The organism is Cryobacterium sp. TMT1-2-1 (assembly GCF_004403955.1).
GTDB lineage: Bacteria > Actinomycetota > Actinomycetes > Actinomycetales > Microbacteriaceae > Cryobacterium > Cryobacterium psychrotolerans.
The window spans coordinates 1-16,378 of sequence record NZ_SOHC01000062.1; the positions used below are offsets into that span (position 1 = coordinate 1).

Here is a 16,378-nt window from a genome sequence, read left to right on the forward strand (position 1 = left end):
GACCGTCGCCCAGCCGGTGGCGCCGGCCGGGGAGCCGACCGCCGGGGGCGACGCCGCAGAAGCCTGCGCCGCTGACTGGGCCGACGCTGCCTTCGCCGTCGACGCCGCGGATCGCGCGGGCTGCACGGCCGGCGCAGGTGCAGGTGCGGACGCAGGTGCGGACGCTGATGCAGGTGCGGTCGGCTCAGCGACGGCGGTCGGGGTTGCCGGCCGGCCCTGCTGCCCGGAGTGTCCCGCCGAGCCGGCGGGAGCATCCGCGTCGCCGCGGGCGATGAACTTGACCCGCAGGCCCAGCACGCTCACGATGGCCGCGCGCAGGTAGTCGCTGACGCCCTGGCCGGGGGCCGTCTGCTGTTTGAAGCTGGCGACGTCCGATTCGCTTGGGAAGGACATCACGAGCACGTCGTTCTCGCGCAGTTCGGCCACGCTCGCCGTGAAGACGACGAGCCAGGCGCTGAGTTTGGCCGCCTTGACGGCCTCGAGCACCTCGGGCCAGGCATCCTTCACCTGCTGGAGGGTGACGGGTCCGACCTGCTTGGGAGCGGCGGGGGCGGACGCGGCGGGGGCGGCTGCTGCCGGCGGGGATGCGGCGGCACCGCGGGCGGCCGGAGCGGCCAGCGGGGTCGCGGAAGCCTGCCGTTCGGTCTGGGTGTCGGCGGAAACCGGAGTTGCCGTCCGGTTCACGGCGCGCGCGCCGGCGTTCGCGTTCGCGTTCGCTTCGGTGCTCGCGTTAGCTCCGGGGGTCGCGCCCGACGGGGCATCCGTTCGGCTTGCCGCGGGCGTCTGCATCGGCGCGTCGACGGGCACCTGGCCCGTGACTTCCTGTCCAGCAACTTCCTGTCCGGCGACGCCGATGCGCCGCTCGAGCCGCTCGACCCGGGCGAGCGCGCCGCGGTTCGAGTCGTCGCTGGCCGGGATGAGCGAGCGGGCGACCATGAGTTCGAGGTGCAGGCGCGGCGAGGTGGCGCCGGTCATTTCGGTGAGGGCGGCGTTCAGGATGTCCGCGGTGCGGGACAGCTCGGCCGGTCCGAACTTCGCGGCCTGCACGGCCATGTGGTCGAGCTCGTCCTGCGGCACGCCGCGGAGCACGGCCGCAGCGCCGGCCGCCGAGGTCGCGGCGACGACGATGAGGTCGCGCATCCGCTCGAGAAGATCTTCAACGAAGCGGCGTGGGTCCTGGCCGGTCTGGATCACCCGGTCGACGGCGTCGAAGGCAGAGGCGGAGTCGCGCGCGGCGATGGCGTCGATGGCCTCGTCGAGCAGGGCGCCGTGGGTGTAGCCGAGCAGGGCCACGGCGCGTTCGTACTCGATGACTTCCGAGTCGGAGCCGGCCATCAGCTGGTCGAGCAGCGACAGGGTGTCGCGGGGGGATCCGCCGCCGGCGCGCACGACGAGCGGCAGCACGCCGGGTGCGACCTGCATGCCTTCGGCGTCGCACATCTTCTGCACGTATTCGAGCATCGGGGCGGGCGGAACAAGCCGGAACGGGTAGTGGTGGGTGCGCGAGCGGATGGTGCCGATGACCTTCTCGGGCTCGGTCGTCGCGAAGATGAACTTGATGTGCTCCGGCGGCTCCTCGACGATCTTGAGCAGCGCGTTGAAGCCCTGCGGCGTGACCATGTGCGCCTCGTCAAGGATGAAGATCTTGTAGCGGTCGCGGGCCGGCGCGAAGATGGCGCGCTCACGGATGTCGCGGGCATCGTCGACGCCGTTGTGGCTGGCCGCGTCGATCTCGACGACATCGAGCGAGCCGCCGCCGTCGCGGGAGAGCTCGACGCAACTGGGGCAGACGCCGCAGGGCGTGTCGGTGGGGCCTTCGGCGCAGTTCAGGCAGCGGGCGAGGATGCGCGCTGACGTGGTCTTGCCGCAGCCGCGGGGTCCGCTGAACAGGTACGCGTGGTTGACGCGGTTGGTGCGGAGCGCCGTCATGAGCGGATCGGTCACTTGTGACTGGCCGATCATTTCGGCAAACGTCTCTGGCCGGTAACGGCGATACAGTGCGGTGACCACAGGTCAATGGTAGTCGGCGCCGCTGACAAAGAGCCCCGGCTGCGCGCGGCGGGCGGGCGGGGGCGGGGCGCGGGTGGGGGCGGGGCGCCCGGGGCGGATGCGGCGTCGAGAGTCGCCGAATACGCCGAGAATCGCCGGCGCAACGGCGACTCTGGGCGGAAACGGCGATTCTCGGCGGATTCGGCGGGCTGGGGAATCTCCCCGGGCGGACGGACGGCCCGGGCGAGGGGGTTCCCCGGCCGGGCCGCCTGACGTGCCGGTCGGACTAGCCCTTGACGTACTGGTTCGGGTTGAGCACGTACTTCGTCGCCGCTCCGGCGTCGAATTCCGCATAGCCGCGCGGGGCATCCTCGAGGGTGATCGCCTTGGCGTTCACGGCCTTCGCGATCTGCACCTTGTCGTGCAGGATCGCCATCATCAGCGGCCGGTTGTACTTCATCACGGGGCACTGCCCGGTCGTGAAGGAGAGCGACTTCGCCCAGCCGAGGCCGAGCCGCAGCGACAGGTTTCCGGTCTGGGCGGCCGCATCGGCCGCACCCGGGTCGCCCGTGACGTAGAGCCCCGGGATGCCCATCGCGCCGCCGGCCGCGGTCACGGTCATCAGCGAGTTGAGCACGGTCGCGGGAGCCTCGGTGGACGCATCCTTGCCGTGTCCGCGGGCCTCGAACCCGACGGCGTCGACGCCCGCGTCGACCTCCGGCACACCGAGGATCTGCTCGATCTGGTCCTGCGGCTCCCCCTTGGTCAGGTTCACCGTCTCGCAGCCGAAGCTGCGGGCCTGGGCCAGTCGCTCCTCGTTGAGGTCGCCCACGATGACGACGGCTGCGCCGAGCAGCTGTGCGGACACGGCGGCGGCCAGCCCGACCGGGCCCGCCCCGGCCACGTAGACGGTGGAGCCGACGCCGACGCCGGCCGTCACGGCGCCGTGGAAGCCGGTGGGGAAAATGTCGGAGAGCATGGTCAGGTCCATGATCTTCTCGAGGGCCTGGTCGCGGTCGGGGAACTTCAGCAGGTTCCAGTCGGCGTAGGGAACGAGCACGTACTCCGCCTGGCCGCCTACCCAGCCGCCCATGTCGACGTAGCCGTAGGCGCTGCCCGGCCGGTCCGGGTTGACGTTGAGGCAGATTCCGGTCTTTCGTTCCTTACAGTTGCGGCATCGGCCACAGGAAATGTTGAACGGCACGGAGACAATGTCGCCAACCTTGATGAATTCGACGTCCGGGCCAGCCTCGACAACCTCGCCGGTGATCTCGTGGCCGAGCACCAAATCCGCCGGGGCTGTGGTGCGGCCTCGGACCATGTGCTGGTCGGATCCGCAGATGTTGGTGGTTACCGTCCTGAGGATCACCCCGTGCGGTACTTTTCGACCGACGTTCGCCGGATTGACTCCCGGCCCGTCTTTCAATTCAAAGGTGGGATAGTCGATGTCGATGACCTCGACGACTCCCGGGCTCTTGTAGGCAACGGCTCTATTCCCGGTCATGAAAGTACCTTCCTAGTTCGCTCAGCCGACCGGGGGTTATCGCCCGATCCGCGCATGGATTCCTCTAGTTGGTGCCCTTTGACTCCACTACACGTCGGCCGGATGCGCAACCCTTCGGCGATTCGAATCGCGGCCCGGCGGCGTGACATCCGCCGAGATTGACACTTGCGGCCGAGATCGCCTGGTGCGCCGGGCGATCTCGACCGGAACCGGCGAGCTCGGCGGATGCGGCGGCGGTCGGCGTGGCGGCGGGCGGCGAGAGTCGCCGAATACGCCGAGAATCGCCGGTGGACGGGGGACTCTCGGCGGAAACGGCGACTCTCGGCGTGAGCGGGCGCGCGGCGTGGGACGGGCAGGCGGCGGAGGGGCAGCGCGGCCCGCGACGCCGAGCGCGTGGCCGTGGCCGAGTCCGTGGCCGTGGCCGTGGCCGTTGCCGAGCCCGAGCGCGCGGCCGTGAGGAGGTACGCGCTAGAGGGCCGAGAGGGTCTGGCGGGCGATCTCGAGTTCCTCGTTGGTGGGGATGACGAGCACGGCCACGTCCGAGTCATCCGTTGAAATCAGGCGCGGGCCGCGGGCCGGCGACGCGTTACGCCCTGGATCGATCCGGATGCCGAACGCCTCGAGGCCGCCCAGCGAGCGTTCCCGCACCAGCGCATTGTTCTCGCCGACGCCGGCCGTGAACGAGATCACGTCGACCATGCCGAGCTGCGCGAAGTAGTTGCCGACATAGCCCTTGAGCCGGTGCAGATAGACGCCGAGCGCGAGCTCCGCCGGTCCGTCGCCGGCCGAGGCGGCCGTGATCACGTCGCGCATGTCACCGCGCCCGGTCAGGCCCAGCAGCCCGCTCCCCCGGTTCAGCAGCTCGTCGAGCTCGTCGATGCCGATGCCGGCCTTCCGGTGCAGGTGGAACAGCACACCCGGGTCGATGTCGCCCGAGCGCGTGCCCATCACGAGGCCCTCGAGCGGCGTCATCCCCATGCTCGTTTCGACCGAGAGCCCGCCGCGCACAGCGCAGACGGATGCCCCGTTGCCGAGGTGAAGGACGATCTGGTTGAGCTCTCCCAGCGGCCGGCCCAGGAACGCGGCCCCGGCGTGGGCGACGAAGCGGTGCGACGTGCCGTGGAAGCCGTAGCGGCGGATCCGGAAGCGCTCGGCCAGGTCGGCGTTGATCGCGTAGGTGAAGGCTTCGGCCGGAAGCGTCTGGTGGAAGGCGGTGTCGAAGACCGCGACGTGCGGCACGTCGGGGAAGCCCTGCTCCGCGGCCACGATGCCCTGCAGCGCGCCGGGGTTGTGCAGCGGGGCGAGCGCCGAGAGGTCGTCGATGTCGCGCCGCACGCCCGGGGTGATCCGGGTCGGTTCCTGGAACCGGGCGCCGCCGTGCACGACGCGATGGCCGACCGCGACGGGCGCGTGTTCACTGAGCGACGGACCGTGCTGCTCGAACGCGTCGAGCATGACCTGGAAGCCGATCGTGTGATCGGGAATCGGCAGTTCGCGGGTGAAGCGGGCCGAACCGGCGGATGCCGCGGAGCCGGACGAACCGGACGAACCGGCGGATGCCGGGGAGCTCGCGGCCGCGTTACCGTCGCCGACCGTGTGCGTCGACTGCCCCATCGTCTCGCCGATGCGCTCGACGAGGCCGCCGGCCAGGACGGACTCCGTGTCCATCTCGATCAGCTGGTATTTGAAGGAGGACGACCCCGAGTTGACGACCAGGACCGCGGTCATGCGCTCGGCGCCGACAGGCCGGTCACCCAGTGGCTCTCGGTCGGCACCGTGGCCGAGTCCGAGTCCGAAGCCGCCGCCGTGGCCGAGTCCGAGTCCGAGAGCGAAACCGGCACCGCGGCCGAGCCAGAACCCGGCGCCGCGGCAGCAGCGGACGTCAGGGCCTGCTCGTCCGACAGCGCGGCGGCCTGGATCGCGGTGATCGCCACCGTGTTGACGATGTCCTGCACGAGCGCGCCACGGGAGAGGTCGTTGACCGGCTTCCGCAGGCCCTGCAACACGGGGCCGATCGCGACGGCTCCGGCGCTGCGCTGCACTGCCTTGTAGGTGTTGTTGCCGGTGTTGAGGTCGGGGAAGATGAAGACGGTGGCGCGGCCGGCCACGGCGGAACCGGGCATCTTCGTGGCCGCGACGGCGGCATCCGCTGCGGCGTCGTACTGGATCGGCCCCTCGACCGGCAGGTCGGGACGGCGTGCCCGCACGAGCGCGGTCGCGGCGCGCACCTTCTCGACGTCGGCGCCCTCACCGGACTCGCCGGTCGAGTACGACAGCATCGCCACGCGCGGGTCGATCCCGAACTGCCTGGCCGTCTCCGACGCGGAGATGGCGATGTCGGCGAGCTGCTCCGCGGTGGGGTCGGGGATGACCGCGCAGTCGCCGTAGACGAGCACCCGGTCGGCGAGCGCCATCAGGAACACGCTCGAGACGACGGATACGTCCGGCCGGGTCTTGATGATCTGCAGGCCGGGCCGGATGGTGTGCGCCGTCGTGTGCCCCGCGCCGGAGACCATGCCGTCGGCCAGGCCGAGCTGCACCATCATGGTGCCGAAGTAGGAGACGTCGGTGACGACATCCCGCGCCTGCTCGAGCGTGACGCCCTTGTGCGCCCGCAACTTCACGTAGGCCTCGGCGAACTTCAGCCGGAGCACGTCGTCGAAGGGGCTCAGCACGTGCGCCTTGGAGATGTCCAGGCCGAGCCCGATCGCGCGGGAGCGCACCTCGAACTCTTCGCCGAGGATGGTCAGTTCCACGACGTCGCGGGCGAGCAGGGTCGCGGCGGCGCGCAGGATCCGGTCGTCGTCGCCCTCCGGCAGCACGATGTGCTTGCGGTTCTGCCGGGCCCGCTCGAGCAGGGTGTACTCGAACATGAGCGGGGTGACGACGTCGGCCCGGCTCACCTTCAGCCGGTCGAGCAGGGCGGATGCGTCCACGTGCTTTTCGAACAGGGCCAACGCGGTGTCGTGCTTGCGCTGCGAGTCGGCGGCCAGCCGCCCGCGAGTGTGCGTGATCCGCAGCGCCGTCTCGTAGGAGCCCATGTCGGTGCGGATGATCGGCACCGAGGGCGCGAGGCCGTCGACGAGCCGCTCGATGACCTCCGGCAGCTCGAAGCCGCCATTCAGCACGACGCCGGCGATCGACGGGAAGGTGGCGGAGGAGTTGGCCAGGAGCACGGCGAGCAGCACGTCGGCGCGGTCGCTCGGGATGACGACGACCGACCCCTCGATCAGGCGCGGCAGCACATTGGCCATCGACATCGCGGCGACGACGACGCCGAGCGCCTCGCGCGAGAGCATCTCCGGTGCCCCGGTGACCAGGGTGCCGTCGATGGCCTCCATGATGCTGCGCATGCTCGGCGCCACGAGGTACGGGTCTTCGGGGATGATCCAGACCGGCACGTCGCTGGCCCCGGTGGGGAGCAGGGCCGGGTCGACGGCGACCGAGCGCACGGCGGCGACGAGTTCGTCACTGCGGTCCGGGTCGGCGCGGTTGACGATCATGGCCAGGAGCGAAACGTGCTCGTCGCGGAGTTCGGCGAGTGCGACATCCGTCAGCTGGCGGATGTCTTCCGGCGAGCGCGGATCGCTCTGGCCGAGCCGTTCACCCTTGGCGAACTGCTCGCCCTGGTTGGGGCCGACGCGGCCGCCGAGCACGAGCAGCACCGGGGCGCCGAGGTTCGCGGCGATGCGGGCGTTGAAGGCGAGTTCGGTGGGGCTGCCGACATCCGTGTAGTCGGAGCCGATCACGACGACGGCGTCGCACTGGGCCTCGACGGCCTTGTAGCGGGCCACGATCCGGGCGAGGGCCACCTCGGGGTTGGCGTGCACATCGTCGTAGGTGACGCCGACGCACTGCTCGTAGCTCAGCCCGGGCGCCGCGCCGGGGGCGGCACCGGCGGCGAGGTGGGCGCGAAGCAGTTCGAGCACGTAGTCGGGCTCGTGGGACGACCGGGCGATCGGCCGGAAGACGGCGACCCGCTCGATCGAGTGCGAGAGCGTGTCGAGCACGCCCAGGGCGATGCTCGACTTGCCGGTGTTCCCCTCCGCGGAGGTGATGTAGATGCTTCGTGCCACCCCTCTACAGTATCCGGCGCACGCGCTCGAGGCTGTCGGGCCCAAGCTCCGCCCGGGGCGCTGCGGTTTGAGTTGCGGAAAAAGTACCTTCAATTCGCCAACGAAGGTACTTTCTCCGCAACTCAGCGCGGGATCAAGAGGGAGGGAGGGAGGGAGGGAGGGAGGGAGGGAGGGAGGGAGGGAGGGAGGGAGGGAGGGAGGGAGGGAGGGAGGGAGGGAGGGAGGGAGGGAGGGAGGGAGGGAGGGAGGGAGGGAGGGAGGGAGGGAGGGAGGGAGGGAGGGAGNAGCCGGCGCCTTGCCAGGTCCACTCGGTGACTTCGGGGATGTCTTCGCCGAAGTCGCGGGTGTACTGCGTGGCGCGGAGGCGGGCATCCTCCATGTCCTGCCGGAGCATCCCGGCGCGGGCGCCGAGCCCCGGCACCCGGTCGATCACGTCGATGACCAGGTGGTAGCGGTCGAGGTCGTTGAGCATGACCATGTCGAACGGGGTCGTGGTCGTGCCCTTCTCCTTGTACCCGCGCGCATGCAGGTTGTCGTGCCCGGTGCGGCGGTAGGTGAGCCGGTGGATCAGCCACGGGTAGCCGTGGTAGGCGAAGATGATCGGCTTGTCGGTGGTGAAGATGGAGTCGAACTCGCGGTCGCTCATCCCGTGCGGATGCTCGCTCTCCGACTGGAGCACCATCAGGTCGACGACGTTGACGACGCGCACCTTGAGCTCGGGCATCCGTTCGCGCAGGATGGATGCGGCGGCGAGCACCTCGAGGGTCGGCACGTCGCCGGCGGCGGCGAGCACGACATCCGGCTCGGACCCCGGCTCTTCGGTGCCGGCCCAGTCGAAGATGCCGGCGCCGCGGCTGCAGTGCGCGATCGCCTGGTCCATGGTCAGCCAGTTCGGGCCGGGTTGCTTGCCGGCGACGACGACGTTGACGTAGTCGACGCTGCGCAGGCAGTGGTCGTAGGTGGAGAGCAGGGTGTTCGCGTCGAACGGGAAATAGACGCGCACGACATCCGAACTCTTGTTGACTACGTGGTCGACGAAGCCGGGGTCCTGGTGCGAGAAGCCGTTGTGGTCCTGGCGCCAGACGTGCGAGCTGAGCAGGTAGTTCAGGCTCGACACCGGGCGGCGCCACGGGATCTCGCGGCTGACCCCCAGCCACTTCGCGTGCTGGTTGAACATCGAGTCGATGATGTGGATGAAGGCCTCGTAGCAGTTGAACAGGCCGTGGCGCCCGGTGAGCAGGTAGCCCTCGAGCCAGCCCTGGCACTGGTGCTCGCTGAGCATCTCCATCACCCGGCCGGCGCGGGCCAGGTTCGTGTCGCCGGGCAGCAGCTGCGCGCCCCACTGCTTGTCTGTCGCCTCGTAGACCGCCGGCGCGAGACGGTTCGACGCCGTCTCATCCGGCCCGAAGATGCGGAAGTTGTCGGGATTGTCACGGATGACGTCGGCCAGCCAGGTGCCGAGCACCCGGGTGGCCTCGCCGACGGTCGCGCCCGGCGAGGGCACGTCGACGGCGTAGTCGCGGAAGTCCGGCAAGCGCAGGTCGCGGCGGAGCACGCCGCCGTTGGCGACCGGGTTCGCGCTCATCCGCAGGTCGCCGCCGGGAGCATGGGCCGTGATCTCTGCGCTCGGCGCCCCGGACTCGTCGAAGAGTTCCTCCGGGCGGTAGGAGGCCATCCAGTTTTCCAGCAGCGCGGTGTGCGCCTCGGTGTCGCGGGCGTTGGCGAGCGGCACCTGGTGCGCCCGCCACGTGCCCTCGACCTGCACGCCATCGATGACGGGCGGGCAGGTCCAGCCCTTCGGCGTGCGCAGGATGATCATGGGCCAGCGCGGACGTTCGGTGTCGCCGGCCGCGGCGCGAAGCTTGATCGCGGCGATCTCGTTGAGCACCAGGTCGAGGGTCTGCGCCATCCGCTGGTGCACGATCATCGGGTCTTCGCCGTCGAAGCCGCCGGAGACGATGTGCGGCTGGTGCCCGTAGCCGCGCATCAGCTCGAGCAGCTCCGACTCGGGGATGCGGGCGAGCACGGTGGGGTTGGCGATCTTGTAGCCGTTGAGGTGAAGGATCGGCAGCACGACGCCGTCCTGCAGCGGGTTGACGAACTTGTTCGAGTGCCAGCTGGTGGCCAGCGGCCCGGTCTCGGCCTCGCCGTCGCCGACTACAGCGGCGACGAGCAAATCCGGGTTGTCGAAGGCCGCGCCATACGCGTGGCTGAGGGCGTAGCCGAGCTCGCCGCCCTCGTGGATCGAACCCGGCGTCTCCGGCGCGACGTGGCTCGGGATGCCGCCGGGGAAGGAGAACTGCCGGAACAGCCGCCGCATCCCGTCGACGCTCTGGTCGATGTCGGAGTACACCTCGGAGTAGGTGCCGTCGAGCCAGGCGCTCGCGACCAGGCCGGGGCCGCCGTGGCCGGGGCCGGTGACGTAGAGGGTGCTCTGGCTGCGCTCCCGGATGACCCGGTTCAGGTGCGCGTAGAGGAAGTTGAGGCCGGGGGTCGTGCCCCAGTGCCCGACCAGGCGACGTTTGACGTGTGCCGCGGTGAGCGGCTCACGCAGCAGCGGGTTGTCGAGCAGGTAGATCTGGCCGACCGAGAGGTAGTTGGCGGCCCGCCAGAACGCGTCGAGGCCGGCGAGCGCCGCGTCGTCGAGGGGCGCCGGCTGCCGGGTCGGCCAGGGGGTGGAAGCTGGGGCGGAAGCGCCGCGGGTTCCGGGGGTTCCGGGGGCGGAAGCGCCGGGGGAAGGCGGGGTGGAAGCTGTGAACGGGGAAGACATGGAGTCCCTTCGGCCATCGTGCAACGCGTGAGCCCTGCCCCGCCATCCTAGGGACGACCCTGCCCGGCGGGAAAGGGCGCGCGTCGGTCAGACGGAGACGTCCCGGCGGTTCAGCCCCACCACGGCGAGCGCGACGAGCAGGGCGCTGAGGCCGGCCAGCAGGGCGAACCCTCCCCAGTCGACCCCGTTGATCAGCGGCTGGTTGCCGTAGGCCCAGTGGTACGGGGAGAGCGTGTGCATCCATTCGAGGTTGTCGTCCTGGTTGCCGAGGGCGTTGAGCGTGTAGCCGAGCACCGCGACGGCGGCCCCCGCGACGAGCGCCGGCACGCGGCGACCGGTCCATGCCCCCACGCACAGCGCCATCGTGCCGGGCAGCAGGGCCAGCGCGGCAAAGATGACGGATGTCTCCAGCGCGTTGCCGACGTCGATGCCGAGATCCGATGGGCCGTTGAGCGCCAGCACGAGGGCGAGGGTGACGCCGGCGAGGATGATCACCTTGAGGGTCATCGCCAGGGCCCGCTCGAGCACGACCCGGCTGCGGGAGACCGCGTGGGCCAGGGTGAGTTCGAGCCGGCCGGCCTCCTCGTCGCCGCCGACGGCCTGTCCGCCCCAGCCGACCGCCGCGATGGTCAGGAACGCGAACCCCAGCAGGCCGTAAATCGTGGCCTGGACGTAGCCCGGGCCGGAGGCCATGAGGTCGTAATTCAGGGCCTTGATCAGGGCCTGCGGCATGCTTTCGATGACCTGGGCGATGCTCGCGTCGCCGAACGAGCGGTGCAGCGGCAGGTAGACGAGCGTCGTGCCGGCGATGGCCGCAGCCCAGCCGACAAGCCCGGGCCAGGTGTCCCTGGCCACCTTGGCGAAGAGGGGCAGGGAGCTAGACATGGCCCGCGCGGTCCGACGTCGGGGGTTCGGTCGGGGGTTCGGTGTCCGACTCCGCATAGAGAGTCAGCACGGCCTCCTCGAGGTTGGGTTCCTCGATCACGAGGTCCTGCAGCGGCAGCCCGGCGACGGCGGCCACGAACGGCCCGACCGCCCCGACCGCCCCGCTGAGGGTTGCCCGGCACTCGATGACCGGGCCGGTTTCCGCGCCGGTTTCCGCGCCGGTTCCCGCGCCGGTTCCCGGGCGGGTTCCCGGGCGGGTTTCCGGGCGGGTTTCCGGGCCGGGGGAAAGCCGGCGGGTGTCCAGACGACCGACGCCGGGGATCCCGGCCACGCGCAGGGCGACCTCCGTCTCCGACAGCCCGACGGTGACGATCCGCGCGTGGCGGACGGCGGACTCCCGCAGTTCGGCCACGGTGGCGGTCTTCACGACACTGCCCTGGCGGAGGATGGCCACCGAGTCGGCGGCATCCTGCACCTCGCTCAGCACGTGCGAACTGAGGAATATGGTCTGGCCGTTGGCGGTGGCTTCGCGGGCCATGGCCTGGAACTGCTGCTGCACCAGCGGGTCGAGGCCGCTGGTGGGCTCGTCGAGAACGAGCAGCCGCGGGCGGTGCATGAAGGCCTGGATCAGGCTGAGCTTCTGCTTGTTGCCCTTGGACAGCCGGCGCACGCGCTCGTCGAGGTCGAGCCCGAGGGTCGCCGCCAGCTCGTCGATGCGGCCGGGCTCCACCGGGCCGCTGATCGACGCGAAGTCGTTCAGCAGCCTTCTGGCGGTGAGCCCGCTCTGCAGGTGAAGCTCCCCGGGGAGGAAGCCGATCCGGCTGCGGAGGTCCGACCCTCCCGCGCGCGGCGAGACGTCGAGCACGCGGATCTCGCCCGACGTCGGACGGATGATGTCCAGCAGCAGCCGCATCAGGGTGGTCTTGCCCGCCCCGTTGGGGCCGATCACGCCGAAGACGCAGCCGGTCGGAATGGCCAGGTCGATGCCCGCCAGCGCGACGGTGCGGCCGAAGCGTTTCACCAGGCCTCGGGTCTCGACGGCGTAGTCGCCGGAGGATGTCGGGAGAGTCACGCCGACATCATGACACCGGCGCTGGCGGGCCAGAAGGGCACAAAAATGACTCCTCGCGCACCCACCAGAGCCCAGTTACCCTTGCTACGTTTCCGTCCTGGGGGAGTTGGCTGAGATAGCGCCACGCGAGGAGCCGCCCTTAGTTTAGGCGGGACAAGCGCGGCAGCCCAAACCGGGCGCGCGTGCCGGCGGTCGCGACGTGCGAGTTCGGCCTGCGGTGCGGCATCCGCGGGGCGCGCGTGGGGCTTGCGCGAGGCTCGCGTGCGGCCCTCGCGTGGCTCGCGTGCGGCCCGCGCGGGGCTCGCGTGCGGCTTGCGCGGGGCTCGCGTGCGGCTTTCAGGGGCCCCGGGACGGCCCTCGAGGAGCTCCGGGACGGCCAAACGAACCGGCGCGGCGGCATGCGGCGGAAACGGCCTCCGGAAACAGGTAAGATTCTCTGGTGCCGTTCCTCTCTCCGAGGATCGGCCGGCCAGGAGAATTCGCCTAGTGGCCTATGGCGCACGCTTGGAAAGCGTGTTGGGTGAAAGCCCTCGGGGGTTCGAATCCCCCATTCTCCGCCAAAGCAAATGCGTGTTGGGTGAAAGCACAGCGCCCACTCGCGGGGTTCGAATCCCCCATTCTCCACCAAAGCAAATGCGTGTTGGGTGAAAGCACAGCGCCCACTCGCGGGGTTCGAATCCCCCACTCTCCACCACGTAGTCCCCGCGAAACTGCAGTTGTGCGCGCTAAAACACGCTGAGAACGCGCACGACTGCGGTTTCGCGGAGGGTGGGACGGCCGCGCCACGTTGAGTTGCGGAGAAAGCACCTTCGTTGGCGCGGGGAAGGTACTTTGTCCGCGACTCAGTTGCCGGCGGAGGCAAATGGCGGGCGGGCGATCGGGCAGGCCCCAGCCGCACGCCGTAGCGTGGGGGTATGACGATTTCTCCCCTTGTCGAGCCGGGCGCCGAGCTCAGCGCCGCCGAGTCCGCACGCACCGTCCGCCAGCGCGGGCTTCCCCCGCTCACCGAGATCGACCGCCGCCGGCTGGCCAGCGCCCGCGTGCTCGTCCTCGGAGCCGGACGGCTCGGATCTCCCGCCGTGCGCAACCTGGCCTCCGCCGGGGTCGGCACGATCGGGATCGTCGCCGCCGACGACATCGAGATTGAGCTTGACCCGAACACTGAACCGAACACCGGGGGCAACACCGCGCTTGCGCCCGTGTCTGCACGCGACTCGGTGCTCGAGTTCGCACCGGTGTCCGCACGCGCTTCTGCCACCGAGGCGGCGCCCGGATCCGGGTCCGCGCCCGAGTCCGCATCCGCGTCCGGGCCCGCCCCCGCGCCCGCAGTCGCGCCGGCGCAGCCCAGCAGGCGAGCCGGTCGCCACGCGGCGGAACCGGCGAAGGAGGCCCCGGCCGAGACCCCCGCCGCCGACGCCGCTGCCGACGAGGTGGCCGAGCTCGCCGCCGAGGCCGCACCGGAGGCCGACATCATCCGTCACCCCGGCCGTCTCACCCCGGCCAACGCGTTCGAGATCCTCGCCGGCTACGACCTCGTGATCGATTGCGCCGACGACTTCCCCGCGCCGTTCCTCGCCAACGACACCTGCGCGGCCCTCGGACTGCCGCTGGTCTGGGCATCCGTGCTGCGCGGCGACGCCCAGCTGTCGGCCTTCTGGGCCCACCCTCCCGCCGGCAGCGACGTCACCGGCGTTCACCTGCGCGACCTCTACCCGGCCCCGCCCGCACCGGGCGAACGACCGGTCTTCCCCGATGCCGACGTGCTCGGCGCGCTCTGCGGCCAGGTCGGATCGCTTATGGCCGGCGAGGCGATCAAGCTCATCACCGGCATTGCCGAGCCGCTGCTCGGACGCCGCCTGGTCATCGACGCTCTGTCCGGTCGGTTCACCGAAACCCCGCTACTCGGCACGGGCGTGCCCGCGGCCTGCGCGATGCCGGCCGTGCCGACCGTCGGAGCGGTGCCCGCCGTCGGAGCCGTGCCCGCCGTCGGAGCCGTGCCCGCCGTCGGAGCCGTGCCCGCCGCCGGAGCCGCTCCGGCCGCCCTGCCCACGCTCTCCCCGGTCGAGCTCGTCGAACGGATGACGGCACTCGCGGCCGGCACGGACGCCCTGCTCGTCGTCGATGTGCGCGAGCCCGCCGAGCACGCCGAGAGCGCCGTGCCGGGCTCCCTGCTGCTGCCGCTCGACCGGATCCTCACAGCGGAGGGCAGGGAAGAGCTCCCCCGCGACATCTCGCTCGTGGTGCACTGCCACCGCGGAACCCGGGCCGACCGCGCCGCGACCGCCCTCCGCGACGCGGGCTTCACCGACGTGTCGGTGCTCTCCGGCGGAATCGTCGCCTGGGACCACGCCGTCGCCGGCGGCACCGCCCCCGGCCGCGGCAGCGAATGGGCCGACGCCCTGACGTCCCAGCCCGCCCCGGCCCAGGGCTGAGACATGACCGGCCACGAGCACAACGCCAGCCATGAACACGAGCACGACGGCCGGCGCGGCGACGCGCATCCGCACGGCCGCGACCACGAACACGCGCACCCCGCCCCCGCGGATGACTGCGCGATTCCGGCATCCGCCCGCAGCGTCGCCGAGCAGCAGGGCGCCGTGCTGGCAACCGTGGCGCCCCTGCCCCCGGCCCGCGTGACCCTCGACGAGGCGCGCGGCCTGGTGCTGGCCGAGGACATCCGCAGCGCCACCGACATTCCCCCGTTCGACAATTCGGCCATGGACGGTTACGCCGTGCGCCGGGTCGATGTGCAGCAGGCCTCCGCCGCGGCGCCGGTCACCCTGCCCGTGATCGCCGACCTCGCCGCCGGCACCGCCGACAACCCTCGGATCGGGGCCGGCCAGGTCGCCCGGATCATGACCGGGGCGCCCATGCCCGATGGCGCGGATGCCGTGGTGCCGATCGAAGACACCGACCGCGGCACCGACACGGTCACGATCGTTCGAGCGCCGGCGCCCTCCGCGCACCTGCGCCGAGCCGGCGAGGACGTGCGCGCGGGCGACACCGTGCTCGTGGCCGGCGTGCGGATGGGGCCGACGCGGCTGGCCGCAGCGGCGAGCGCCGGGGCGGGAACCGTTTCGGCGCATCCGGCCCCGCGAGTGGCCGTGATCTCGACCGGCAGCGAGCTCGTGCCGCCCGGCCAGGCCACCGGGCGCGGGCAGATCCCCGATTCCAACTCCTTCCTGCTCGCCGCCGCCGTCGCGGAGGCCGGCGGGGTGCCGGTTCGCCTCGGCTCCGTGGCCGACGACGAAGACGCACTCCGCGAGTTGCTGGCCGCGCAGGCCGGACTGGTGGACGCGTTCGTGCTCTCCGGCGGCGTCAGCGTCGGGGCCTACGACGTGGTCAAGGCGGTGCTCGCCCCACTCGGCACGATGCGTTTCGGGCCGGTCAGGATGCAGCCGGGCAAGCCCCAGGGCTTCGGCCGCTGGATGCCCGGACCGGACGGCTCTCCCGGGCCGGTCATCTTCGCCCTGCCCGGCAACCCGGTGAGCGCCTACGTCTCGTTCGAGGTGTTCGTGCGGCCGGCGCTGCGCCGGATGCAGGGCCACACCGACCTGCACCGGCCCACCGTGACCGCGACCGTGGCCGACGGCTGGACGTCGCCGTCCGGCCGGGCCCAGTACATGCCGGTCACCGTGGAGCGTGACGACGCGCTGACCCGGGTGCGCCGGGCCACCTCCGGCGGCTCGGGCTCGCACCTCGTCGCCGGGCTCGGCCAGGCGACCGGGCTGGCCATCGTGCCGGAGGATGTCACCCTGGTGGCCGCCGGCGACCTCGTCACGGTCATGCTCACGTCATGAGGCGCGACGGGGTCGTGCCCGCGGGGGTCGTGGCCGCTGGGGTCGTGCCCGACCTGATCGTGCTCGCCGGCGGCAGCGGCAGCCGGCTCGGCGGCGTGGACAAGGCGGCAGTCACGATCGCCGGACGCACGCTGCTCTCCCGCGCGCTCGATGCCCGCGCCCTGACCGCGCGCACCGTCGTCGTCGGGCCCGAATCCAGCCGGCCGGCCGCCGGGGCCGCCGCCGCAAAGGTGCTCTGGGCGCTCGAGGATCCGCCCCTCGGCGGGCCCGCGGCCGGCGTCG

General features: G+C 71.4%; 10 protein-coding genes, 1 tRNA gene and 1 other RNA gene. 4 read left to right on the forward strand and 8 right to left on the reverse strand.

Annotated elements, in window-relative coordinates:
* The 8 genes from E3T33_RS10815 to ffs all read right to left on the reverse strand — a co-directional run.
* Nucleotides 1-2,010, reverse strand: a 2,010-nt coding sequence (locus tag E3T33_RS10815) for a DNA polymerase III subunit gamma and tau (RefSeq protein WP_134575294.1), incomplete at its 3' end; no start/stop codon positions are given.
* 265 nt (nt 2,011-2,275) lie between these two features.
* Nucleotides 2,276-3,493, reverse strand: coding sequence for a formaldehyde dehydrogenase, glutathione-independent (fdhA, locus tag E3T33_RS10820; protein ID WP_134575295.1), 1,218 nt, complete (start codon nt 3,491-3,493; stop codon nt 2,276-2,278).
* A gap of 468 nt (nt 3,494-3,961) precedes the next feature.
* On the reverse strand, nt 3,962-5,221 hold the full coding sequence (locus E3T33_RS10830) for an acetate kinase (protein WP_134575296.1): 1,260 nt from the start codon (nt 5,219-5,221) through the stop codon (nt 3,962-3,964).
* Nucleotides 5,218-7,569, reverse strand: coding sequence for a phosphate acetyltransferase (gene pta / locus E3T33_RS10835; RefSeq protein WP_092324307.1), 2,352 nt, complete (start codon nt 7,567-7,569; stop codon nt 5,218-5,220). The genes E3T33_RS10830 and pta overlap by 4 nt, the downstream gene beginning before the upstream one ends.
* A gap of 133 nt (nt 7,570-7,702) precedes the next feature.
* Complete coding sequence (locus E3T33_RS10840) at nt 7,703-10,339, reverse strand: phosphoketolase family protein (RefSeq protein WP_134575297.1); 2,637 nt, start codon at nt 10,337-10,339, stop codon at nt 7,703-7,705.
* Nucleotides 10,340-10,426: 87 nt separating this feature from the next.
* Complete coding sequence (locus E3T33_RS10845) at nt 10,427-11,224, reverse strand: ABC transporter permease subunit (RefSeq protein WP_092324311.1); 798 nt, start codon at nt 11,222-11,224, stop codon at nt 10,427-10,429.
* Nucleotides 11,217-12,296 (reverse strand): ABC transporter ATP-binding protein, encoded by a 1,080-nt coding sequence (locus tag E3T33_RS10850; protein WP_092324312.1) that lies wholly within the window; start codon nt 12,294-12,296, stop codon nt 11,217-11,219. The genes E3T33_RS10845 and E3T33_RS10850 overlap by 8 nt, the downstream gene beginning before the upstream one ends.
* Before the next feature lie 41 nt (nt 12,297-12,337).
* An RNA gene (gene ffs, locus E3T33_RS10855) (signal recognition particle sRNA small type) lies at nt 12,338-12,434 on the reverse strand.
* A 334-nt stretch (nt 12,435-12,768) separates the two neighbouring features.
* Between ffs and E3T33_RS10860 the strand changes: the two genes are divergently transcribed.
* The 4 genes from E3T33_RS10860 to E3T33_RS10875 all read left to right on the forward strand — a co-directional run.
* Nucleotides 12,769-12,856 (forward strand) — tRNA-Ser (locus tag E3T33_RS10860).
* A gap of 354 nt (nt 12,857-13,210) precedes the next feature.
* The gene (locus tag E3T33_RS10865) at nt 13,211-14,728 is read left to right on the forward strand and encodes a ThiF family adenylyltransferase (RefSeq protein WP_134575298.1); all 1,518 of its coding nucleotides are present in this window, start codon (nt 13,211-13,213) and stop codon (nt 14,726-14,728) included.
* 3 nt (nt 14,729-14,731) lie between these two features.
* Complete coding sequence (gene glp / locus E3T33_RS10870; RefSeq protein WP_092324315.1) at nt 14,732-16,096, forward strand: gephyrin-like molybdotransferase Glp; 1,365 nt, start codon at nt 14,732-14,734, stop codon at nt 16,094-16,096.
* Nucleotides 16,093-16,378, forward strand: a 286-nt coding sequence (locus E3T33_RS10875) for an NTP transferase domain-containing protein (RefSeq protein WP_166784469.1), incomplete at its 3' end; no start/stop codon positions are given. The genes glp and E3T33_RS10875, both read left to right, overlap by 4 nt.